The sequence below is a fragment of the Lentibacillus halodurans genome (assembly GCF_900112045.1).
In the GTDB taxonomy this organism is placed as follows: Bacteria; Bacillota; Bacilli; order Bacillales; family Amphibacillaceae; genus Lentibacillus; species Lentibacillus halodurans.
In genome coordinates this window covers 16,160-39,874 of record NZ_FOJW01000001.1, presented here as the reverse complement: position 1 = coordinate 39,874, position 23,715 = coordinate 16,160, and the positions used below count along the sequence as shown (strand labels likewise).

At 41.8% G+C, this 23,715-nt stretch carries 29 protein-coding genes and 1 other annotated feature; of the genes, 1 reads left to right on the top strand and 28 read right to left on the bottom strand.

The genetic code is table 11. The features are described from left to right. Positions 1-398: 398 nt before the first annotated feature. Complete coding sequence (locus tag BM195_RS00210) at positions 399-1,691, bottom strand: ArsB/NhaD family transporter (protein WP_090231918.1); 1,293 nt, start codon at positions 1,689-1,691, stop codon at positions 399-401. Positions 1,692-1,828: 137 nt separating this feature from the next. On the opposite strand from BM195_RS00210, the gene BM195_RS00205 reads away from it, so the two are divergent. Next, positions 1,829-2,206, top strand: coding sequence for a TIGR04086 family membrane protein (locus tag BM195_RS00205; protein ID WP_090231916.1), 378 nt, complete (start codon positions 1,829-1,831; stop codon positions 2,204-2,206). 76 nt (positions 2,207-2,282) lie between these two features. On the opposite strand, the gene yajC is transcribed toward BM195_RS00205, so the two are convergent. The 27 genes from yajC to BM195_RS18760 form a co-directional block, all read right to left on the bottom strand. Next, positions 2,283-2,552, bottom strand: a complete 270-nt coding sequence (gene yajC / locus BM195_RS00200) for a preprotein translocase subunit YajC (protein WP_090231914.1) — start codon at positions 2,550-2,552, stop codon at positions 2,283-2,285. Positions 2,553-2,571: 19 nt separating this feature from the next. Beyond that, positions 2,572-3,711, bottom strand: a complete 1,140-nt coding sequence (tgt, locus tag BM195_RS00195; RefSeq protein ID WP_090231912.1) for a tRNA guanosine(34) transglycosylase Tgt — start codon at positions 3,709-3,711, stop codon at positions 2,572-2,574. A gap of 282 nt (positions 3,712-3,993) precedes the next feature. After that, complete coding sequence (gene queA / locus BM195_RS00190) at positions 3,994-5,022, bottom strand: tRNA preQ1(34) S-adenosylmethionine ribosyltransferase-isomerase QueA (protein WP_090231909.1); 1,029 nt, start codon at positions 5,020-5,022, stop codon at positions 3,994-3,996. 18 nt (positions 5,023-5,040) lie between these two features. Then, positions 5,041-5,238, bottom strand: a complete 198-nt coding sequence (locus tag BM195_RS00185; RefSeq protein ID WP_090231906.1) for a DUF2905 domain-containing protein — start codon at positions 5,236-5,238, stop codon at positions 5,041-5,043. After that, positions 5,235-6,236: a Holliday junction branch migration DNA helicase RuvB gene (gene ruvB / locus BM195_RS00180; RefSeq protein WP_090231903.1), complete on the bottom strand. Its 1,002-nt coding sequence runs from the start codon at positions 6,234-6,236 to the stop codon at positions 5,235-5,237. Before ruvB ends, BM195_RS00185 begins: the two co-directional genes overlap by 4 nt. 12 nt (positions 6,237-6,248) lie before the next feature. Further along, a complete protein-coding gene (ruvA, locus tag BM195_RS00175; RefSeq protein ID WP_090231900.1) occupies positions 6,249-6,848 on the bottom strand; it encodes a Holliday junction branch migration protein RuvA in 600 nt (199 codons plus the stop codon). 106 nt (positions 6,849-6,954) lie between these two features. Then, positions 6,955-7,686 carry a YebC/PmpR family DNA-binding transcriptional regulator gene (locus BM195_RS00170; protein WP_090231898.1) on the bottom strand — a complete coding sequence of 244 codons (732 nt, stop codon included), beginning with the start codon at positions 7,684-7,686 and terminating at the stop codon, positions 6,955-6,957. Positions 7,687-8,057: 371 nt separating this feature from the next. Next, complete coding sequence (locus tag BM195_RS00165) at positions 8,058-8,615, bottom strand: YhcN/YlaJ family sporulation lipoprotein (RefSeq protein WP_090231896.1); 558 nt, start codon at positions 8,613-8,615, stop codon at positions 8,058-8,060. A gap of 63 nt (positions 8,616-8,678) precedes the next feature. After that, positions 8,679-9,425: an NAD(+) synthase gene (nadE, locus tag BM195_RS00160; RefSeq protein WP_090233138.1), complete on the bottom strand. Its 747-nt coding sequence runs from the start codon at positions 9,423-9,425 to the stop codon at positions 8,679-8,681. A 34-nt stretch (positions 9,426-9,459) separates the two neighbouring features. Then, the gene (locus BM195_RS00155; protein WP_170848107.1) at positions 9,460-10,416 is read right to left on the bottom strand and encodes a phosphotransferase; all 957 of its coding nucleotides are present in this window, start codon (positions 10,414-10,416) and stop codon (positions 9,460-9,462) included. After that, entirely contained in the window at positions 10,409-11,383 is a 975-nt protein-coding gene (safA, locus tag BM195_RS00150; protein ID WP_090231888.1) for a SafA/ExsA family spore coat assembly protein, read from the bottom strand. Before safA ends, BM195_RS00155 begins: the two co-directional genes overlap by 8 nt. Before the next feature lie 132 nt (positions 11,384-11,515). Further along, positions 11,516-12,367 carry a prephenate dehydratase gene (gene pheA, locus BM195_RS00145; RefSeq protein ID WP_090231886.1) on the bottom strand — a complete coding sequence of 284 codons (852 nt, stop codon included), beginning with the start codon at positions 12,365-12,367 and terminating at the stop codon, positions 11,516-11,518. 43 nt (positions 12,368-12,410) lie between these two features. Then, positions 12,411-13,691 (bottom strand): GTPase ObgE, encoded by a 1,281-nt coding sequence (obgE, locus tag BM195_RS00140; protein ID WP_090231881.1) that lies wholly within the window; start codon positions 13,689-13,691, stop codon positions 12,411-12,413. A gap of 13 nt (positions 13,692-13,704) precedes the next feature. Continuing rightward, positions 13,705-14,232, bottom strand: coding sequence for a Spo0B domain-containing protein (locus tag BM195_RS00135; RefSeq protein ID WP_090231879.1), 528 nt, complete (start codon positions 14,230-14,232; stop codon positions 13,705-13,707). 105 nt (positions 14,233-14,337) lie between these two features. Continuing rightward, the gene (rpmA, locus tag BM195_RS00130) at positions 14,338-14,628 is read right to left on the bottom strand and encodes a 50S ribosomal protein L27 (protein ID WP_090231876.1); all 291 of its coding nucleotides are present in this window, start codon (positions 14,626-14,628) and stop codon (positions 14,338-14,340) included. Between the two features lie 14 nt (positions 14,629-14,642). Further along, the gene (locus BM195_RS00125; protein ID WP_090231874.1) at positions 14,643-14,972 is read right to left on the bottom strand and encodes a ribosomal-processing cysteine protease Prp; all 330 of its coding nucleotides are present in this window, start codon (positions 14,970-14,972) and stop codon (positions 14,643-14,645) included. 11 nt (positions 14,973-14,983) lie between these two features. After that, positions 14,984-15,292, bottom strand: coding sequence for a 50S ribosomal protein L21 (gene rplU / locus BM195_RS00120; protein WP_090231871.1), 309 nt, complete (start codon positions 15,290-15,292; stop codon positions 14,984-14,986). A 13-nt stretch (positions 15,293-15,305) separates the two neighbouring features. Continuing rightward, positions 15,306-15,432, bottom strand: a sequence feature (ribosomal protein L21 leader region). Between the two features lie 67 nt (positions 15,433-15,499). After that, positions 15,500-16,363, bottom strand: a complete 864-nt coding sequence (locus BM195_RS00115) for a site-2 protease family protein (RefSeq protein ID WP_090231870.1) — start codon at positions 16,361-16,363, stop codon at positions 15,500-15,502. Further along, positions 16,350-17,111, bottom strand: a complete 762-nt coding sequence (locus BM195_RS00110; protein ID WP_090231867.1) for a M23 family metallopeptidase — start codon at positions 17,109-17,111, stop codon at positions 16,350-16,352. Before BM195_RS00110 ends, BM195_RS00115 begins: the two co-directional genes overlap by 14 nt. A gap of 140 nt (positions 17,112-17,251) precedes the next feature. Continuing rightward, positions 17,252-18,049 (bottom strand): septum site-determining protein MinD, encoded by a 798-nt coding sequence (gene minD / locus BM195_RS00105; RefSeq protein ID WP_090231864.1) that lies wholly within the window; start codon positions 18,047-18,049, stop codon positions 17,252-17,254. Beyond that, the gene (gene minC / locus BM195_RS00100; RefSeq protein WP_090231862.1) at positions 18,042-18,728 is read right to left on the bottom strand and encodes a septum site-determining protein MinC; all 687 of its coding nucleotides are present in this window, start codon (positions 18,726-18,728) and stop codon (positions 18,042-18,044) included. The genes minD and minC overlap by 8 nt, the downstream gene beginning before the upstream one ends. Positions 18,729-18,767: 39 nt before the next feature. Then, a complete protein-coding gene (gene mreD / locus BM195_RS00095; RefSeq protein WP_090231859.1) occupies positions 18,768-19,307 on the bottom strand; it encodes a rod shape-determining protein MreD in 540 nt (179 codons plus the stop codon). Beyond that, complete coding sequence (gene mreC, locus BM195_RS00090; RefSeq protein WP_090231856.1) at positions 19,304-20,188, bottom strand: rod shape-determining protein MreC; 885 nt, start codon at positions 20,186-20,188, stop codon at positions 19,304-19,306. The genes mreD and mreC overlap by 4 nt, the downstream gene beginning before the upstream one ends. Before the next feature lie 12 nt (positions 20,189-20,200). Continuing rightward, complete coding sequence (locus BM195_RS00085) at positions 20,201-21,241, bottom strand: rod shape-determining protein (RefSeq protein ID WP_090231854.1); 1,041 nt, start codon at positions 21,239-21,241, stop codon at positions 20,201-20,203. A gap of 236 nt (positions 21,242-21,477) precedes the next feature. Then, a complete protein-coding gene (gene radC, locus BM195_RS00080) occupies positions 21,478-22,167 on the bottom strand; it encodes a RadC family protein (RefSeq protein ID WP_090231852.1) in 690 nt (229 codons plus the stop codon). A 197-nt stretch (positions 22,168-22,364) separates the two neighbouring features. Continuing rightward, positions 22,365-23,318, bottom strand: coding sequence for an SPOR domain-containing protein (locus tag BM195_RS00075; protein WP_090231849.1), 954 nt, complete (start codon positions 23,316-23,318; stop codon positions 22,365-22,367). A gap of 256 nt (positions 23,319-23,574) precedes the next feature. Beyond that, entirely contained in the window at positions 23,575-23,706 is a 132-nt protein-coding gene (locus tag BM195_RS18760) for a hypothetical protein (protein ID WP_280141227.1), read from the bottom strand. Between the last annotated feature and the right edge of the window lie 9 nt (positions 23,707-23,715).

Sequence of the window (23,715 nt, the reverse complement as noted above, 5' to 3'; positions counted from 1 at the left end):
TTTCCACGGGCACAACCTCAGCTTCCTCGACAAGCAAAGATCGCTGTCTGCGGGACTTCGGACACGTACTGTTCCCGGAGGAGTCTCCGTATCTTGCCTCCGCTTTGCGTAGTGTTCTGATTATGGAAAGAATGATCATGGGAATTAATTTCTATGGATATCCACTTTCAAAAGATAGAACATTTTTATTAGCGTAGAATACGGAGACTCCTGTTGGACAGCGAGAGCTGAAGCCGAGCCAGAGCCCACGGAAAGCGACGTATTCTGCCGGAACATTTCCCTACTCATCAAAATTCTGCACAGAAGAAAGCAATTTTTTGAAAATACCTCGAAAGATACTTTTGTCCGATCCTCTTTTAAGTTTTTTTATAATAATAGACAGCTGTAAATTATCCGGATCAAGACGTATATGGAATCAAATATCGGATGTAAATATAAATGGTTGCGATCACAAGTGATAATATAACAAATGGTATCCCATAAAGCATGAAGCGTATAAACGATAACTTACGGCCTGATCCTTCTGCAAGTCCTGCCACTACAACATTAGCGGAAGCGCCTACCAAGGTAGCATTCCCTCCCAGACAAGCTCCTAATGCCAGTGACCACCAAATCGGATCCAGATAAACCATGCCGTAGCCTGCAAATTCTTCAACAACTGGGATCATGGCTGCCACAAACGGAATATTATCAACAATTCCGGAAAACAACCCGGAAATCCATAAGATCAAAATAGCTGTTGCAGCAAAATCACCATCTGTCCAAAGTACAATTGCTCTTGCCAGTTCATCAATAATTCCTGCCGATTCAAGACCACCCACCAGCGCAAAAAGTCCGATAAAGAAAAACAGGGTAACCCATTCAACTTGTGAAAAAACCTGTTCCGCATCCAATTCTTTTTCTGTCACCAGGAGTAATAAAATGGCCCCACTTAATGCAATAACAGTCAGATCAATATGAAGGAATGCATGCAATAAAAAACCAAACAGGGTCATGGTCAAAACAGCCACTGACTGATATAGCATGGGAGTGCGTACGAGATAAGCAGATGCATCTGTGTTCATTAACTCATCTACATTGCTTTTTCCAGAGCGTAATGTCCGCCTGAACAAAGGAAGCATCACACCCAGCATGATCACAAACATCATAATGGCCACTGGTGCCAGATGATTGATAAACGATAAAAATGTCAGATGATCAACAGCCTGTCCAATCATGATATTCGGAGGATCTCCAATTAGCGTCGCAGTACCGCCAATATTGGAACTGAAAATAATCATCAGCAAATATGGAAACGAGGGAAGATTTAATTGTTTTGTGATCTTTAGCACAATCGGAACCAATATCAGTACAGTCGTAACATTGTCCAGTAATGCCGATCCGATAGCTGTCAGAATGCTGACACCAATGAGCAGCGGAATGGGCGATCCCCGCACTTGCTGGGCAAACCGGACAGCGATAAACGAAAACAACCCTGTTTTCTCGGTAATCGAGATAAGTACCATCATAGCGAATAGTAATGCAATCGTGTTCCAGTCAATATAATCGGTAAACATGTCATTAACACTATAAATTCCTGTCAATAGCAGCAATGCTCCACCCGCCATAGCCACAACTGCCCGATTTATTTTTTCAGTCATGATAAAAGTATAACTGACAATAAAAATAATACCCGCCAGAATTACGTCCATAAAGCATCCTCTTTCAATGTAATTGGTTGTCCTTCTACAAATATATGTTTAAAAAAGCAAAATATTTTCAGTCTATTTTTCGTTTGGACGAATAGGATGGTATTACATGGACAATCACTGGAAAGGGGGCGAACAGCTTGCGTAAACAACAATTTATTGCCTTATTATATGGGTGGATCATCGTACTCGGTCTAATTTTACTGACAAGTATTATTCTCGCATTCTTACTTCAATTTACCGGAATGAATGAAACAACATTATCATGGATCACATTAGCAGTCGGATTAACCAGTTTATTTATTGGTGGTCTTGTTGCTGGTATTAAAGGGAAACAGAAAGGCTGGGTTATCGGTATCATAACAGGGGGTGGATTTACGCTTTTTACATTTCTTGTCCAATATCTCGGTTATCAGCAAGGATTCTCACTGGAACAGTCACTCCATCACGTAGGATTTATACTAGCAGCACTTCTAGGCGGAGCCATTGGCGTTAATATAATCAAATCTGAAAACTGACTGAAAAAAAGAAGTCAGTCCTAATAGGAACTGACTTCTTGTACTTCTACCTTTATGTATCAATCATAAAGTGTTTTTATTGTGTATTGTCATGTTTGATTTCCCGGATGGCTGAACGGTCATACGTTAATTTCGGACCGTCACCTGACTGGAGTACAACTGTATCTTCGTCAAGCGCATGAATTTCAGCATGAAAACCACCGATTGTCACTACTTGATCGCCCTTTTGCAAATCTGACTGCATTTGTTTAACTTGCTTTTGCCGCTTTTGCTGCGGACGGATAAGCAGGAAGTAAAAAATGACAAACATTAAAATAATCGGTAACAACGATGCTAGCATCTCCATTTACATATCCCCTCCTTCATTAAAAGTTCTTCGCATTCTGTTTATTAAAACCATATTGTTCAAAGAATGCTTCCTTAAAATCACCAAGCCGATCTTCAGCGATAGAATCACGTACTTGCTCCATTAATTTTAACAAAAAATATAAATTATGGTAAGTAGTAAGTCTGAATCCAAATGTTTCATTACATTTTACCAAATGACGGATGTAGGCACGTGTGTAATTTTTGCATACATGGCAGTCACAATTTTCATCAATTGGGCTGAAATCACGTGCAAATTTGGCATTTCGGACAACCAGCCTCCCGACCGATGTCATGCATGTCCCATTGCGTGCAATGCGGGTCGGCAATACGCAATCAAACATATCAATGCCGCGAATAGCGCCATCAATCAGCGAATCCGGTGAACCGACACCCATAAGGTAACGTGGCTTATCTGATGGAAGAAGTGGTGTTGTGAATTCCAGCATCTGGTTCATGATGTCTTTCGGTTCACCGACAGAAAGACCTCCGATAGCATATCCGGGAAAATCCAACGAGACCAGATCGCGCACACTTTGCTTCCTCAAATCTTCATATTCACCACCCTGGATAATACCAAACAGACCTTGATCAGACGCTCGTTCATGGGCATTTATACAACGCTCCGCCCATCGTGATGTCCGTTCCACAGAAGCTTTCATATAGTCATGCGACGCCGGATATGGCGGACACTCATCAAACGCCATCATGATATCTGAGCCAAGCGCATTCTGAATGCTCATTGCTTTTTCAGGTGAGAGAAAAAGCTTCTCCCCGCTCAAATGATTCCGGAAATGAACACCTTCTTCCTTAATGTCCCGCATATCACTTAAGCTGAAAACCTGAAAGCCACCTGAATCAGTCAAAATTACCCCGTCCCAGTTCATAAACTGATGAAGTCCACCAGCTTCTTTAATAATATCTTCACCGGGACGCAGCCATAAATGATAAGTATTGGATAGGATTATATTGGTACCCATCTCCTTAAGTTCTTCTGGGCTCATCGTTTTGACGGTAGCTAATGTTCCCACGGGCATAAACGCCGGTGTGTCAAAAGATCCATGTGGTGTATGGACTTTCCCAAGACGGGCGCCTGTTTGTTTGCATGTTTTAATATGTTCATACGTTATTGCTGTCATGTTTGTTCGTTCCTTTGTTATAGGCTGTTTTTAAAAGTATATTTCGTTAACATAAGTCGGAAAAACAATTTAGAAAGCTCCTAGCATCCTGAATACATAGATCCCTCGAAAATGCATACGCAATTTTCTTCGTGCGATGTGTTACTGCCGCAGCATTCCTTATCATATGGCAACACCTTTGTGACCAACATCGTATAAGCCAGAATGGGATCACGGGTCACCCGCAGAAAGCGACGAGCGCTCAGACTGTAGGTTAAATAACAACACTCTTGAAAACGGTTTTTATAAGATTAACATCGCATCTCCAAAGCTAAAGAACCGGTACCGTTTATCAACCGCTTCCTGATAGGCATTCATAATATTTTCCCTGCCGGCAAATGCACTTACCATCATGATTAATGTTGATTTGGGCAGATGGAAATTGGTAATCAGCCCGTCAACGGCCTGGAATTCATACGGCGGATAAATAAAAATATCCGTCCAGCCGCTGGATTCGGTAAATTTGCCATTGTTATCCCTGACAATGGTCTCCAGTGTCCGTGTCGATGTGGTACCGACAGAAATAATCCGGCCGCCGTTTTCTTTGACCGATGAAAGTGTATCTGCCGTTTTTTTAGACATTTGATAAAACTCGGCATGCATTTTATGCTCTTCAATTTTTTCCACACTTACTGGTCTGAATGTGCCAAGACCAACATGCAATGTAATAAACTCGATTGTCACGCCCATTGCCCGGATCTCATCCAGCAGTTCATTCGTGAAATGTAAGCCGGCAGTTGGGGCAGCCGCAGATCCTTCCTCTTTAGCATACACTGTCTGGTACCTTTCCTTTTCAGGCAGTTGTTCCTTTATATAGGGTGGGAGCGGCATTTCACCCAATTCTTCAAGCAATTCATAAAAGATACCTTCATATTCCAATTGTAAAATGCGACCGCCATGCTCTTTAAGACCAGTGCATGTTGCACGAATCTTCCCGTCGCCAAAGACGATGACTGTACCAATTTTAACTTTTTTGGCTGGTTTTACAAGCACTTCCCATGTATCCTTTTCCTGCTGATGAAGCAGCAGCACCTCCACTTTTGCCCCAGTGTCATCCTTTATCCCATATAGCCTGGCCGGGAGCACACGGGTATCATTCAGTACAAGGCAATCACCTTTTTTCAAATAGCTTTTGATATCTGAAAACTGTTTATGCTTCACTTCTTGCGTATCTCGGTGTAAAACCAGCAACCGGGATGCTGTCCGGTTTTTCAACGGTGTTTGGGCAATTAATTCATCTGGCAGATCAAAATCAAATTCTTCTGGTTTCATGATGCTCTCCTATCTATATTACCGGAATTTTCCTATAATGAAAAAGATAAGCGTTAATACTACGCTCACGACAATGGATGTCATGATCGGAAAATGAAACGTAATGTTATCGCGTTTAATCGTAATATCCCCAGGCAGTTTGCCGATCAATGACCAAATGATGCCGATCACGACAAAAATGATTCCGAGGGTAATAAACATTTTTCCCATATTCATCCGTCTTCTTTCCTTTTGCCAAAATGCTGGTATGCTTTCGGCGTTACAACACGTCCTCTTGGCGTCCGCTGAATAAAGCCGATTTGCAGTAAAAATGGCTCATACACATCTTCAATTGTCTGTGGTTCTTCACCGATTGTCGCTGCTATCGTATCCAGCCCTGCCGGCCCGCCCTGAAAACCGTCGATGATGCTTGTCAGCAGTTTATGATCAATGTGGTCAAGTCCGGCGTCATCAACCTGCAGCATGTCTAATGCCTGTTCTGTCGTTTGCAGGCTGATTTCGACTTCTCCTTTAACCTGTGAAATATCACGGATCCGCTTTAAAAGTCTGTTGGCAATCCGGGGCGTCCCTCTTGAACGGCGTGCAATCTCAATCGCTGCTTCATGTGTAATCGTTGTTTCAAAGATCTCGGACGTTCGTTCGACAATATCACACAATTCATTTGTACCGTAAAACTCCAGCCTGCTCAAGACACCAAAACGATCCCGCAACGGTGCCGACAGCAACCCTGCTCTTGTCGTGGCACCTACCAGTGTGAACGGAGGCAAATCAATTTGAACAGATCGGGCGCTTGGCCCGCTGCCAATCACAATATCAAGGAAAAAATCCTCCATTGCCGGATACAAAATCTCCTCTACAGACTTTGGCAAACGGTGCACTTCATCAATAAACAAAACATCGCCAGGCTCAAGTGATGACAGGATTGCCGCCAAATCACCAGAACGTTCAATCGCCGGACCTGAGGTAGACCGGAATTGGCCCCCCATTTCATTGGCGATAATGGCTGCCAATGTTGTTTTACCAAGCCCGGGCGGACCATATAATAACACATGATCAAGCGCTTCCTCACGCATTTTTGCTGCTTTGATAAATATACTTAAATTTTCTTTTACTTTTTGCTGACCAATATATTGATTCAGATTTGTGGGGCGGAGACTCAGTTCAACAGTAGAATCTTCATTTTGCAATTCACCTGTGACCATACGCTCTTCCATCAGTATCCCACCTTATGATTTTTTCATTAATAACGCGAGTGCTTTTCGTACAATTTCGTCAGTGCTGCTGCTATTCTCCTGCTGCAGTTCTGGAACGATCGCTTTAATCTCGCGTTCGGTATACCCGAGTGTTTTTAATGCTTCCTGTGCTTCCTTGATGCCTTCTGAATCCTGCGCTTTATTAACAGAAGACTGTGCAGATACCGAAATCATGGAAGATAAATTCCCTTTCAAATCAAGTATAATTTGTCTCGCTGTTTTTTTGCCGATTCCAGGGAAACCGGTCAGAAATTTATCATCTTCCAGTTCAATCGCTTCAACAAATCCATCGATATCGACACCGGCCAAAATAGCTAGCGCACCTTTAGGGCCAATGCCCGAAACAGAAATAAGTTTTGTGAATAACAATTTTTCATCTTCATTCTGAAACCCGTAAAGAACCTGTATATCTTCACGGACATAGTGATATGTATTGACCGTAACTTGATGATCCAGCAATGACTGAAACGCAAATGGATTGGCACAGATAATTTCATATCCAACCCCGTTCACGTCAACAATTATTGCATTATCATCTATGTGAACCAATATTCCTTTTATATAAGCTATCATGCGACCTTCTCCTTTATCTCCCTGTACCCATTCTAACATAACTGAACTTTGACGGAAGAAAGAAAACTTCCATCCTCAGAAAAGCAGAATAGAAGTTTCACTTTGATTACTCCGATATTTCCATGTTGTGATGGACATCCTGTGTATCTTCACTGTCTTCCAGCATATCGATTAAATTTAACATTTTTTGCTCGTCTTCTTCGGAGGGGGTCGTATAATTTTGAGGGATCATGGTTACTTCCGACTCGGCTGGTTCATAACCGCTTTCGCGTAAATGATCGCGGACATCGTGAAAACTTTCCGGATCCGTATAAATTTCATATATGCCTTCCTCGGCTGTGATATCATCAGCCCCCGCTTCAATTGCTTCCAGACTGATGTCATCCTCGTCAATGGATCCATCACGATTTTCAATCACAATATATCCTTTGCGGTCAAACATAAACGTTACACTGCCATTTTCCCCAAGATTACCGCCATTTTTCTTGAATGCGTGTCTAATTTCCGCTGCAGTCCTATTTTTGTTATCCGTCAAGACATTGACAATGACCGCAATACCGCCTGGCCCATAGCCTTCATAGGTGATTTCTTCATAATTTGCGCCATCTAAACCTCCTGTGGCTTTTTTGATGGCACGTTCAATGTTATCATTCGGCATATTGTCTGCTTTTGCCTTGTCAACCGCCAGTCGCAGTGATGCATTGGTATCGAGATCACCTCCGCCTTCCTTGGCAGCGGTATATATATCTTTTGCGTGACGCATAAAGATCTTACCTTTTTTAGCGTCCTGTGCATTTTTTCTGCGCTGAATATTTTTCCATTTGGAATGGCCAGCCATAAGACATTCTCCTCTCACTCCGCAAAAATTCCCTTATTAACTATATCAAAAAAGACACAATCAATAAAGTGAAACTTCATTCAGCGGGATGTTTTGCCCCCGCTGAATGTTAGTTGAACAGAATCGGGGTGTTAGCCTCCGTTAACTACCGATCAGATCATATTCATTTTACTGCATGATTTGAAGACGGGAGTCTACGGACGATTGCACCGGGGAAAAGTGAAACTTCATTCAGTGGGGCGCCTTATCCCATTTCTGAATTAACAAAGTGTCATACATTCAATCAATATGACACTTTGTTGCATCCGGAGCGGTTATAGAAATGTCGAGAAGTTTATGCGAAGAAGCCAAATATCCGCGATTAACATATACTAAAAATTTTCTCTGTCACGATTAAAAAATTCCCGAAGAAACTCTCTCATATCACCATTTAACTGATCCAGGCGTGCATCTTTGTTTCGCATCCGATCCCAATAAATATCATCTGTATAGACATAAACCTCTTTGCTTGTAACCATCTCCTGCACTTCCTGTTCAACGAGTTCACGCATATCCGGCGGCGCATTGTCACTCAGCATTACGCCAACTACAACTCTCTCTTCCGATACCGCAACTTGCGCTTGTCTGACATCATTGTGCTGTTTTAAATGACTTGAGATGGATTGGGACATCTCATTCGTAAACAGATCATTCTGGGCATTCTCATCGCCTTCATTCAGTTTTTCCTGCGCATTTCCGCGATAACCTTCCTGTCCATTGGTGTTATTATTTTCTGCTCCATGCCGTTCATTCTCTTCTTCTTCTGTTTCGTAATTAATCGGCTGGGAGTTCATATTATCCTCGGTATTTTGTTCACCTGTTTTATATTCTGCACAACCGACAAGTGCAAACAAAAAGATTGGTATGATCATCCATTTATTTATCTTCATAAAACAACCTCCCTAACCATTAGCATGGATAGGAAAGGCCATTTTTATCAGTAAATGAAGGAATTATTTTCCCGAACGATGGAATTGCTTCAGCGGGTCACGTTTATGAGCCGTACGCCCGTGCATTTTTTCAATTATTTCTTTATCGCTTTCAGGAATTTTTTCACCTTTCAGATAAGCATCAATTTTATCATAGGTCGTTCCCATCTCTGATTCATCTGTTTGTCCTTCCCAAAGACCTGCACTCGGTTTCTTGGACAAAATCTCATCAGGGACACCTAAATACCTTCCCAGTTCCCTTACTTCGTGTTTTGTGAATTCCACCAATGGCAATATGTCGACACCGCCATCACCATACTTGGTGAAATAGCCTGTATACCATTCGGCAGCATTATCTGTCCCGACAACTAAATAATGATAATGTGCAGCAATCGTATAAAGTGTGCTCATTCGCAGGCGTGCCCTGAGATTTGCCCCGGCGAGCTGATCATTATTTTCGTTAAAGGCATTTTGCTGTTTTAATTGCTCACAAATGGTCGTATACATGAGTTGATGTGTTTCAGTTAAATCCACAGTAAGTTCATTGATCCCGGAACTTTCGATGACTTTTGCTGCATGTTTCATATCGTCCGGATTGCTGTTTAGCGGCATCATGACACCCAATGAATGATCGGGAAAAGCCCGCTGAATAAGGTGTGCAACAACCGCTGAATCCACTCCACCGCTGACCCCAACTATTAAACCGTTGACACCAGCCTCATGTGCACTTTGCTGTAGCCATTGCACGATGTTTTCTATTGTTTTTTTCACCATTATCACCCTGCTTTGTTCAGATTTTCTCTTTTCAGTTTAGCATGTTTTGAGCATTTTTAACAAAAGATTGTCTTTTGACCCAATCTTCTTTCATCCTGGCTAAATAGCCATACATAAGCCTGCCGGGACTGCTGTGTATATAATACAGCCATTCTCGCATAACATCACTCGGGATAAATAAAGCGTGCAGCCACGGTTTTAAATATTTGTTCTGTACTATTTTGTATGATAAAAGGCGTTCGGCATTCCAGTTTAAATAAGGTAAAAAACGCTGACCCAGCTGTATATAATCATACAGCGGAGGGGCACATGAAAGTAAATCAAAATCAATCAGATAAATTCGACCGGAATAACGGATAAAATTATGTGAAGCAACATCGCCGTGAGACCAGGTACCGGATTTTCTGGCAGCACGTTCCAATTCAAACCAGTTATAAGCAGATACATACTGCAAGTGTTTCTCAGCGGTTTGAACCATATCTTTGTATAACCCGAGAAAACCATATTCCTTGAATATAGACTCTGTATTTCGGAAATTTTGAAGCCTTTTATACCACCGAATATAAAATATCTCCTTTTTCAATGGGTACCTGAGCTTGATTCCTTCTGTTTCGTTATGAAACGTTTGTATTGATTTTAAAGCCTCTACTCGGTCCCTCTCAGCCATATAATTTAATTTTTGTCCTGGAATATACGGAGATATGGTCCAATACATGCCGTTATCATACAAAAATGGTTTTTGATTCGGGAACCGCTGAAATGGAACAGGAATGTAAGATGACTGCTGTTCAAAAAAATTCCACTGCTGCTCAACACGCGAATGATTATGATGACGTTTCAAAATTAATCGTTCTCGATGGTTTGTTTCAACGTAAAAAACATGCTTGTTGACAGACGTCATATGACGTGGTTGCAGCATCCCTTTTTTCTGCAAAAAAGAAGAGAGACGATTAATACTCATCTCGTCTCCTTTCTTCAGATCACTCACTTGTAGACTCTTCCTCTTCATCTCGGTGTTTTTTATGGAATCCGGGCGGCATTGGCATATAGTTGTCTGAGAAATGTGGATTGGTTGTTGGCGGCATTTGTGGGTAGTGAAATCCCTGCTGTATTCCCATCGTATTTGGTGCCTGTGGCTGAGGATATGATCCGGAACCTTTCATCATTGGCTTTTGCGGTAATTCCATATTATATGATGATGATTCAACTGATTCCATCATATTGCCATCATACGGATAGTGGTGAAAGTTCATCGGTTGCTGATGCATTGGCTGGTGCATCATCTGCTGATGGTGCATAGGCATCTGCATCATCGGTTGATACACTGGCATTTGCATTGGTTTTGGCCCTCCACAGCCGCAATCCTTTTTGCCCATCGCGTAGGGACTCACTTGTGGCATTGGCTGCGGAGGACATGGCATATGATGTTGTAGCGGCATCACGGGCATTGGATGTGGCTGGTAATGCATTTCTTTGGGATGTGGCTGATAGTGCACCTCTTTTGGATGTTGTTGGTAGTGCATCTCTTTCTGTTTTTCGGATGATTCGTCTTCCGGTTGTGTGTACTTCGGAATTTGCGGTAGATTGATGGTTGTATAGTAGTGGTTCATTTCTTGCTCTACTGATGGCATCTTCGGTTGCATCGGCATTTGCGGCTTGATTTCCTTTGGTTGTTTAACATCATCCTCCTTTACGACCGGCATCGGTTTTGGTGATGTGTCTTTATACGGTTTTTCAGCAGCCGGCTTTTGCATTTCTTTTTGAATTTCCTGTTGTTGCGCTTCTTCTTTCTTGACCGGTTTGGACGTGGCAGGTATTTTGATTTTCATACCCGGCAGAATCATATCCGGGCTGGATAATTGCGGATTAAGCTGTTTAACCTGTTCAAAATCCGCACCATATTGCTGCGCTATTTCCCATAATGTATCGCCTTTTTGAACAACATGAATTTTCAACTATAAACGACTCCTTTCATTCCGGTTTCAAACTGGGCTAATCACTCATTACCAACATATGCAAAGGAATGATAAATGTTGAACTAAAAAGAAAAAAAACGCCCGCTCTGTTTAAGAGCGGGCGATCTCAATTTACAACTGCATTTGGTGTACAGGATATGTACCAAGAATCGTAACATTACAGCCCAAAGCTTCCAATTCGGCTTTGACACCCGGAAATAAAACATCATCATACGGCTGATTGACATCAACAATGAAAAAATAATTCCCTAATCCGGTTTTCATCGGCCTTGATTCAATTTTAGAAAGGTTCATTTTACGCCAGGCAAAAGCAGCCAGCACCTGATACAAAGCACCAGCATAATCACTAGGCAGTGTAATCAGAAGGCTTGTTTTCTCAGCTTGAGTTTCATGGCTGATTTGGACAATTTGTTTATCTTTGGCCAGTACAGCAAATCTGGTGTGATTATTCGGATAATCGTGAATGTTTTCCTGGTAAATAGTCAGTCCATATTCACTTGCTGCGAGCCTATTGCCAATAGCAGCTATTTTTTCCCCACTGTTACTGACCATTTCGGCTGCTTTCCCGGTAGACGATGTAAAATACAGTTTCGCATCCGGCATATACTTGTGCAAAAATTGATGGCACTGTGCAATGGCATGACTGTGCGAATAAACATCGGTCACTTCGGATAAATCACTCGAAAATTCTCGAGCTACCAGCAAATGCTGCTGGATCGGAACAACTATTTCCGCTATGATCGGCAATCTCACCTGATGAACCAGATAATCAACTGTTAACTGCACCGTACCTTCAATAGCATTTTCCAGCGGTACAACGCCAATATCAACTTGCTCATCATGAACAGCATCAATACATTCTGGAATGGTTGTAAAACTTTGCTTGTCTTCCCCATTAAATGCTGTATCCACCGCGAGTTTAGTAAATGTTCCCCGCGGCCCCAAATAACCTATTTTCACCATTATACATTTCCCCCTATCGTTCATACCACTTGTGCAGATATATTTACTCAATAAATTCGAATTCAAAATCCATTAATCTGATGGTATCACCATCTTTAGCTCCCCGCTCACGCAATGCATCGTCTACCCCCATCCCCCGAAGCTGCCGGGAGAAACGCTGTACTGCTTCATCTTTCGTAAAATCCGTCATTTTGAACAGCTTCTCAAGTTTGGATCCTGACAATACATACGCACCATCCGAATCTCTCGTTATTGTAAAAGAAGCTTCTTCTTTTTGATGACGGTAAACAACTTTTTCATTTGTTTGTTCTATCTCCTGTGTATGTTTTGGAATCTGATCCAGCATGTCTGCAACTCCGAACACGACTTCCCGCAGTCCTTCCTTTGTTAATGCTGAAATTGAATAAATTGGATATTCATCGTTTATTTCAGCTTTAAATGCACGAAGATTCTTTTCCGCACCCGGCATGTCCATTTTGTTGGCTGCAATAATCTGTGGACGTTCCATTAAATTCGGGTCATATTCCTTTAATTCCTGGTTTATTTTTACAAAATCTTTATACGGATTTCTGCCTTCGATTCCTGCCATATCGATGACATGCAGCATAACGCGTGTCCGTTCAATATGCCGCAAAAATTGATGTCCCAGTCCGACGCCTTCATGGGCACCCTCAATCAGTCCAGGCAGATCTGCCATGACAAAGCTTCGCTGATCCCCTGTGTCAACTACACCAAGATTTGGCGTCAATGTTGTGAAATGATATTCAGCCGTTTTGGGCTTTGCAGCACTTATGACTGAGAGCAACGTGGACTTTCCTGCACTTGGGAAACCGACCAATCCAACATCAGCAAGCAGTTTCAATTCAACTTTAATATGGCGTTCCTGACCCGGTTCGCCATTTTCAGCAAGTTCCGGTGCAGGATTTCTTGGTGTTGCAAAACGGGTATTGCCTCGCCCGCCGCGTCCACCTTTGGCAATCACCGCTTCTTGCTCGTGTTCTGTCAAATCAGCTAAAACTTCATCTGTATCTTCATCAATCACTGTCGTACCAGGCGGAACCTCCACAATTAACGAATCCGCATTCCGGCCATGTTTATTTTTACTCATACCATTTTCGCCACGCTTCGCTTTGTAATGACGGTTGTAGCGAAAATCCATCAGCGTATTCAGTCCCTCATCAACCTTGAAAATAACATCTCCGCCATTGCCGCCATCACCACCGGCAGGACCGCCTTTAGGTACATATATTTCTCTCCGGTAGGCAACAATCCCGTTTCCGCCATCTCCAGCCTTTACATAAACACTAACCTGATCAACAAACATTCCTTTTTTCACCTCATTTGTATGTAACCCTGGCAATACACTTTAATTCATTTTTCTGCCGAAATATTGCAATTTCTTGATCATTGTCTTCCATATTCTGTCTAAATGATGAAACATCCGGAAAATGGCCATTGACCGTGAATTCCAATTCGATCATAACAGGAGATACGTCAGATAGCCGTACATCCAATTCATATAATTCCGTCTCATCCGTCGCATTTTTGATCTTTTCCATCACTTGTTTACAGTAATCTGTCAGCAGCTGGTCCACTGACTGCAAATTCTTGTTTTCAGTGTGTATATGATATGTTAATCGAAAATTCATATGTAAGGAACCGAATTGCAATAAATATAAAGCAAAAAACGGTGCATTTAAATTGACGAGCTTGCTTTCTTCCTGCAGCTGCTGTAAGTAATTTTTTACCTTCTTTTGAACTTTATCTGTTTTGCCCATACTTAAATATCCCTGTACAATCTGCAGATGATTCATCAGATCGTGCCGGTAATGACGGAGTAGCTGTATAACGTCCTTCTCCTCCATTTTTCTCCCCCCAATAGTAAGAAAAGTATAGCAAAAAATGACGAATTGTACCAAAAAAACCCCAGCCAAAAACTGACTGGAGTTTGTTTCATTATTCAAATGAGACTATGCTTCCTGAGCAACCGGGTAAACGCTGACTTTTTTACGGTTACGACCCACGCGTTCATACTTGACAACACCGTCAATTTTGGAGAACAACGTATCGTCTCCGCCACGGCCTACGTTTACACCCGGATGGATTTTCGTACCGCGCTGACGGAACAGGATGCATCCGCCGTTTACGATTTGACCATCGCCACATTTCGCACCAAGGCGTTTTGATTCTGAGTCACGGCCGTTTTTTGTACTGCCGGCACCTTTTTTCTGTGAGAAAAATTGTAAATCCAAACGTAGCATTATGCTGCACCTCCTTATTGATCTTTTATATTCATAAATTCACTATATTCCTGTTCAATTGTTTGCAGGGAAACAAGCATGCCATCAAGCAAGAGCTGGACTCTATCCATCGTTTCATCCGGTATGTTATCAGGAACCGTCACCCGAAGGAATCCGCCCTCGTCTCCCTGTTCAATTTCCAAATCCACATCGCTTAATGTCAAAACCGCATTTACGGAACCAAATGATACAGCCGAAACGCCTGCACATACTAAGTCATACCCATATGGTCCGCTTTCAGCATGCCCTGACAATTCGAACTGTTTAATTTGATTATTTTGCCGATATACATTGACATGAATCATATCATGACCTTCTATGCATTGATTTTATCAATGATTAATTTTGTATAAGGCTGACGATGACCTTGTTTACGGTGATAGTTTTTCTTCGGCTTGTATTTGAAAACATTTATCTTTTTCTGACGGCCCTGTTTTTCAACTTTTGCCGTTACGGTCGCACCTTCAACATATGGAGCACCGACTTTTACGTCGTCTCCACCAACGAACAAGACTTTATCAAATTTAACAGACTCATCTGTATCAGCTGTCAATTTTTCTACATAAACTTCTTGTCCCTCAGTAACTTTAATCTGTTTACCGCCTGTTTCAATAATTGCGTACATGCTTGCACCTCCCTATATTACCAAGACTCGCCATGCAGGTATTCCCGTGGGGATTATTCAAAAAGTGCAGTTTCATTCTCTTTTTTTTAGCATACACCAAAAGGAATTTACAAACCTGTTCTGAGCGGTTGTAGCACTGGTGCTACAATGAATAACGTATAAATATTACCATGATACGAAATCGCTTGTCAAGACTTGATCATCGCTTTATGATACATAACTGACAAGCTCACCCATTGATACGTGGTGATTCCGTTCATGAAAATAATTGTGCAGGCATTCCATTTCATTGATGGACTGACGGATATCTCCTGGGAGTTTAACATATATGGTATGTGTTTTGTCACGGTAAAAACCATTAAATACGTCCATCAAAGTATGATGATGTGACACTTCAATTGGCAAAACACGCTTGAAATGAGCTTTGCCCTGATAGCGCCGCAGCAGAAAGCGTATAAATACATAATAGCGCTGCTTCCAATCCTTTCTATTTTCCATCAGCAAAAATGAGAATAACAGAAATGCACTGAGCGTGAATGGAACCAGGAACAGCAATACGAGCATTGAGACCATATTCATACATAATGAGAAAATGATAACATAATAGTACGCTTTACGATATGGAAATACTTCCGAAAAAATCAAAAATGTTAATTTACCGCCATCCAGTGGCCAAATGGGAAGTAAATTAAACAACAGAATCACGGTATTATAAAAGTAAGCCATATCTATAATGGATGGCATTACAGTCTGACTTTCGGATAATAAAAGTAATATCATATAAATGAACACATGCTGAAACGGTCCTGCAAGTGTAACCAAGACTTCTTCATAGAATGGCCTTGTCCCATGTTCATCTGTCTCCATAACGCCGCCAAACACCCATAACATAACGCCGCGGATCCGCCAGCCAAACCACTTTGCTGCTGTAAAATGCCCCAATTCATGAATGAATACAATCACTAGTATCGTCATCAACTCAATAAACGTACCAGTCAAAAAAGAAATGATGATAAATATGAAGAGAATCGGGTGTATATGGACAGGCGGCAACCATTTATGGCGTGTCATCAACTTGAATCACCTGTACAGGATCCACATATGAATCATTTTGTTCAATAGCGAAATAGACGTTTTTATTATCAGCATCAGGACTGAACACCCCTAGTTTTTGACTGCTATCAACAAACTGATACAAATGAACATCAATGGAACTTAAATTGCCGTAGACGGTTTCACTATTATCAGCATGCTGAACAATGACAGTCTTGCCCAATTCCTGATCATTTCCTGCAAATGTGACGACGCCCCCCTGTAAAGCTGAAACATCTGTTTCTTCTTCCGGTGTAAGCATAATCCCTTTACCATTGGCTTGGAACGATTCAGAGACTGTCCCGTTAACCGGAAATGCCAAAGCCTGTCCATCATCTGCAGATTGGGATGATAAAGCCATCGGTGTACCAAACGTTTCCTGATACCACTGATTGACGCGCGCAAACGGGAACTCCTCTGTCAACGCATTAGCAGTCCATTTTTTTGGCTCAGTGAAGAGCTCCGAATCAGTCTGAAATAACAGCGCTGCCGCAAAGAAAAGCATAGCCGATAAAATTCCTTTGACTGCAAAGCCGGAAATCCGCCGATTTGAGTGCTTTGATGAAACAGTGTGGTCAGTGAAAACAGGAAAATAGCCATGTTTTTCTTCCTCCTGTGGAAATGACGATGGCATGATTCGTTTGGCCGATGTCTGCTCAGACGCAATACCACGCATTTTTTTTCGCTGATTAATTGATTTCCTTACCTTTTTTACCCCTTTATTCATTCTGGCTCACAACCCTTGCGATACTTTTGTACAAGTCTATGACACAAAAGGCGAAGTTATGCCAGGGTATCGCATGATCAAACGGTATAAAAAACACATGCATGAAGCTAGATAAGCCTTTATCGCATGTGTTTAATGGATCAGGAACGTATCCCGAAAAACTTTTTCATTTTTTTAAACATACCTTTTTCATCTTCCAAGGATTGAAGGGGAACTGTCTCCCCCAGTATTCGCCGGGCAATATTACGATACGCTACAGACGCTTTCGATTTTCCCTGAAGTGAAACAGGTTCACCGCTGTTGGAAGCTTTTATGACGTCATCATCATCAAGGACAATTCCTGTAAGATCTATTGACAGTATTTGGATAATATCGTCTATATCCAGCATATCACCATTTTTCATCATGTGATTCCGTATACGATTAATGATCAATTTTGGCGGGTCCATATCTTCATTTTCCAACAAACCGACAATGCGATCAGCATCCCTGACACTGGATTTTTCAGGCGTGGTGATCACAATTGCCTTGTCAGCTCCCGCAATTGCATTTTGAAACCCTTGTTCTATACCTGCCGGACAGTCGATGATAATATAATCATAGGTTTGCTTCAATTCCTGAATGATTTTTTGCATACCATCCGTTGTAACGGCTGATTTATCACTTGTCTGTGCTGCGGGAAGAAGAGTCAAATCATCGAATCTTTTATCTTTGATCAGGGCTTGTCCGAGTTTACAGCGTTCTTCTATGACATCAACGATATCGTAAATAATTCGATTTTCCAGACCCATGATGACATCAAGATTTCGCAAGCCAATATCCGTATCAATCAGGCAGACTTTTTTCTCCATCAGAGCCAGGGCAGTACCAATATTTGCAGTTGTAGTCGTTTTACCTACCCCGCCTTTACCGGAAGTAACTACTATTGCTTCACCCATTCAGCATTCTCCTTTCAAACCCGCTTATATCTTTTCGTTTATGGGAAAGAACCTGCAACCGGTCAATGACGATCTTATCCTGCTTTTCATCAACGAACCCACATTCCATATAAACGCCTTCCGATTCATAGTCAGGTGCACGGCTGATATAATCTGCTATTCTGAGCTGACTCGGTTTCATGTACGATGCAGCAATAACTGCATCACGATCACCATTTGCCCCAGCATGTGCAATACCGAGCAGATTGCCCATAACAAATACGTTTCCGCTTGTGATAACCTTTCCACCGGGATTTACGTCGCCAATCAACAACAAATCCCCGACATTTTCAAGTATTTGACCTGACCGTACAATTCTATTAATCACTTTAACGTCACTATCTTCTTTCCAAGTTAACGCTTCATCACGATGTATTACATTGGAATCAAAAAATTCAATCTTAAAACAATTTTCATTTCCGATGAGCTCGCGCAACTGTTGTTTTTGCCGGTCATTTATATACCGGTTCCCTAATTTGACAGTAACCGGAACTACCGGTTCATCCTTTTTTGGGCTATACTCCGAAAACTTATCAGTGAGCTCATCGATTACATCCTCAAACGGTCCGCGGTCATCAATGACTAGCGTCAGCCCGTCTTTTGTACCTTTAATAGTAATCGTTTGGTTCTCCTCAAGCACTACGTTCACCTCTATATTTCACCTTGACATTGTCCACGATTAAAATCCCCTGCTGCCCGATAATTGTTCCTCTTTCCATCTGACAAGCCGCTTCATCATGATTGGATATAAAGCAAGCAAAAATAAAATATTGGCTATAACAGTAGGTATCAACCTATAAACCCAATAATCCGGCCAGATTAGTTCCGAAATTCCTGTAACGGAAAAAATGAGATTGATAAAGACTTCAACCAATACCAAACCTGCAGCCCCAAGCAATATCGTTACTAAAAAATTAGCGTGCAGAATTTTTGTCATCCCATGTATCAGATAAATGCTTAGCGCATAGCTGAACATGTATACACCTAAAACGCCTGTATAAACAATATCTGTCAAGAGTCCGAATAACAGGCCATAAAATACGGAAAAATACGTGTCCTCCCTGTCATAAAAAATGGCCAGGAAAACGAGAAACATGAAAACCCAATGGGACACGAACCTCAGATCACCACTCACAAGAGAAACCGGCAAGATATCCAGGGCAACACCTTCCATAATCAGCAAAAGGAAAAGTATAAGGGGAATCAGTAATCGTTTCATGACGATTCATCCTCCCTGGTTTCCTCTGAGGAATCATCACTGGTCTGCTGACGCTCGACTACAATAACATTATTGATATCATACATATCAGCTATAGGTTCAACAAATGCAGTACGTGTCAACCCATACTGATCCGGTTTAACCTCTTTCACTTCTCCAATCGGTAAGCCAGACGGGAAAACACCGCCCATACCTGAAGATAAGACTAATTCCCCTTCCTCCAGGTCGTCATCAGACTCTTCTATGATTCGAAACAACAAATGATCTGACTCCTGATCATACCCTTCAATCATACCGTAAATATCATCGCTTTCTTCCCGGGAAATAGTCGCCGATATCCGGTTAAATTGATCGAATCCGGTCAACAGTTTTACCGTTGATGTGAATTTTGACTCGGACTCTACCTTACCAATCATCCCTTCAGCGGTAATCACAGCCATATTTTCCTCAATACCATCCTGTGTCCCCTTGTTTATGGTTACCTGTTCAATCCATCGTTCAGGTGACCTGGACATCACTGTTGCCTGAATTGGGTTATACTCATGAATGGATTCAGTCTTATCCAATGTTTCCCGCAGTTCGGCATTATCTTCTTTTAATTCCTGTACCTCATACTGGAGATTTCTATACTCAGCTACTTTTTCCCGCAATATCTGATTTTCTTCATAAGTGTTCTTGATATCATCAATGTTCTTAAAAATGCCTGTTACATACTCAACCGGCGTGTGTATTAAGTTCTGTGCCCATCCAACTGTATCTTTAATGAATTGTTCGACTGTCGTCTCCTGATCCCTATCCTGTAATGAATAACCGATCAGTGCTACAAGCATGATAATACCTATCAAAAGGATAAAAAGTCTTTTTTTTTGTAAAAGCCTCATGTCAACACCTGCTTACTCAACGGTAGGACGGGAAGATACATTCGGATGGGAACGGAAATGTTGAATGTATTCCAAAGATTTACCTGTTCCGATTGCTACACTTTCCAGAGGGTCTTCGGTAACAAATACAGGCATTTTTGTCTCATCGCTAATAATTTTATCCAAATTCCCTAGAAGGGCTCCCCCGCCGGAAAGGACTATTCCGCGGTCCATAATATCAGCAGCCAGCTCCGGTGGTGTTTTTTCCAGCGTATCTTTTACCGCCTCAACAATACTTTCAACAGTCTCTTTCAATGAAATAGCTATCTCCCTGGAAGTAATGGTAATTGTCTTAGGCAAACCGGTCAGCAAATCACGCCCCCGAATATCCATTTCGACATTTTCTGTCACTTCTCCTGCAACACCGATATCCAGCTTAATCGACTCAGCAGATCGTTCACCAATCATCAGGTTATAATGTTTGCGTATATAGTTCGTAATCGATTCATCCATATTATCGCCTGCAATACGAATGGAACGGCTTGTCACAATGCCGCCGAGTGAAATAACTGCAACCTCGGTTGTACCGCCGCCGATATCCACAATCATGCTGCCCGTCGGCTCCCATACCGGCAGACCGGCCCCAATAGCTGCTGCAAACGGTTCGGCAATCGGAAAAGCATCCTTTGCGCCAGCCTGTTTAGTTGCATCGACGACAGCACGTTCTTCCACCATGGTAATCCCTGATGGTACACATATCATCACATTTGGTTTTTTTGCAAAAAGAGATCGGCTGCTCATTGCTTTTTTAATAAAATATTTCATCATAACGGCCGTTGTATCATAATCAGCAATTACGCCATCTTTCATCGGCCGGACAACAGAAATGTTTCCGGGAGTCCGGCCAATCATATTCCTGGCCGGGTTTCCGACTGCTTCAATTTCCCCTGTTTCAATATTTTTGGCAACGACAGTCGGTTCACGTACAACAACACCCTTGCCTTTGACAAAAACGAGTGTGTTGGCAGTCCCCAAATCTATACCCAGATCCTGTGATAAACTGAATCTTCCCAAAAAAATCTTCCTTTCTCAATCAACAAACACTATTGTTGTATGCAGTTTCCATTTATAAAATTTTGCCATCAACACTTAACTTCAATGCTCCATTTTAAACATGTTTTATTGGAAAGTAAATAACTGTATGTATCGTAAAGCACGTTAAGCGCCAATCTCAAGTTAAAATTAGAAACTGGCGCTAATAGGTTACGTCTATTCAATTATACGAAAAAATTTATAAAATAGATAGTGTTTTATAAGTATCCTTTTTCTTTTAATGAAATAAATTTCCGATCGCCGATTACCAAATGATCCAATAGTTCAATACCAATCATTTTTCCTGATTCAGCCAAACGTCTTGTCACATGAATATCTTCCTGGGAAGGTGCCGGATCTCCGGAAGGATGGTTATGTGCGCAGATGATGGAAGCTGCTGACCGTTTGACAGCTTCCCGGTAAATTTCACGTGGATGTACAATCGATGAATTGAGACTTCCGATAAAAATGGTTTGTCTGTGGATAATCTGGTTTTTCGTATTCAAGAATAAAACAACAAAATGCTCCTGATTCAAATTTCGCATCTCTTCCATCACATAGTCTGCCCCGTCTTCCGGTGAACGAATCACATATCGGTCATGCGGCTTATGCTGATTCAATCGTCTTCCCAATTCCAAAGCCGACAACAACAATACGCCTTTGGCCGCTCCTATGCCTTTAATAGCCGTTAATTCTTCGATGGTAGCATCCTTCAATAAGTTTAATCCTTCAAAATGCATTAAAACCCGGTTTGATAAGGCCATCACTGATTCATCCTTCGTTCCGCTGCCAATCAGAAGGGCAAGCAATTCCTGGTTGGATAAATGGCTTGATCCAAGCTTCAGCAGCCGCTCACGGGGACGGTCTTCTTTCGGTACATCTTTGATCATAATGGTCGGTGAGCTCATTTTCAGTCCTCCCTAAGATAAGATACATTTATCGTATCTGTCTCTTTTTGATTGAACAACTTTATAAAAAAGCACTTTCACCGACGAACACATTTGTATTTTTAAAAGATTCCCGTGCGAAAATTTAATTTTCATCAGGTTTGTCCTGCCAAAACACAAAAATGGTCTTTTTTCTTTTTATCCTGCGCCTTGTATAATTATTGTACAACCAGCTGATTAAACTGTTCCCACAGACTTAACAAAATCACCTGATCCTGCCATTTATCCGCCTGCCCCATCTGTTGGTGCTGCTCCCTTAAAAAGTCAGCAAATTCAGTAATACGCTCCGTGTTCTCAGGAATTTCATCAATAACATCTGCCCATGCGTCCTGTGATAGCTGATTCCCATCGTTCACGGAGTCTAATGCATCATTCCATTGCTGCTCATACGTTTGCAGCCATTCTTTTTCTTCATCCGGCAGGTCCATTTCACCTGACTCAGTTCCCCATTCTTTCACATAAACTTCCAAGTTCTCATCAGAAAGCTCATTTGCCAATTGGGCTGCCTGCTGTTTTGAATCAGTAATCCCCGATAAAACAAAAAAGAACTCCCCCTTTTCCCAAACCATCGCAGGATAACCCGATTCCTGAAATGTCGCTGCCATTTCATCAGCATTCGCCTGTTCACCAAACTTGCCGGCCTGCAGCACAAATACGTTGACGGCGTCAATTGCCGCAGATGACGCTGCATCGTCACTTCCTGAACCTGCATTGTCCCCTTTATCACTGTTGCTACTCCCCTCATCACCATCTTCATCACCGGCTGCAGCGAGAGGAGGGGCATCTCCCTGCCGGCCTATATCATCGTTGATATCGACAAACATATTCAGCATAAAAAAACCTAAAACAGAGCCAATAACAATCGCGGATAATGCAGCAATCAAAAATGGTTTAAACGCTCTGAACCTGGATTTTCGGGTGAAATAGACCTCACTGTCAGGCTCATCACTATCCTGCCTGATGAGTTCAGGTATGTCGGAATCTTCTACAGCAGCAGCCTGTTCTTTATTAAATTCTTTAATAGAATATTGCTCATCCGGGGCTTCGTCATATCGTGTCAGCTTTGTTTTTGTACCGTTCATCCATACAACTATTTTTTTGCCTTTACCCAACTATTTTCCCTCCATATGCCAGTTTGTTCAACTCTAGCATATGGCCAATAAAAAGTAAGACGATTATTGTCTATCTTCCAAAAAAACTTTCAACATAATACAACAAAAGCGGAAGAACCCGGTTAAGCGGGGAACTACTGCCAGTTATATGCGGGATATACCGCAACACGGGCGTGTCCCTGATCTTGATCGGGAACCAGGGTGCTATTCCCATAAAGAACGCAAAACGGAATATATCAATGATTTGATTCTCGATTCATATAATCGTAATGATAGGAGCCATCAAATATTTGGCCAAACGATCAGCCACAACAGCCATATAAAGATAACCTTTCTTTCCGATATCATTTTCCCTGCCCATTGGATCACTCGTATAGCTTTTCTGCATGCTAAACTA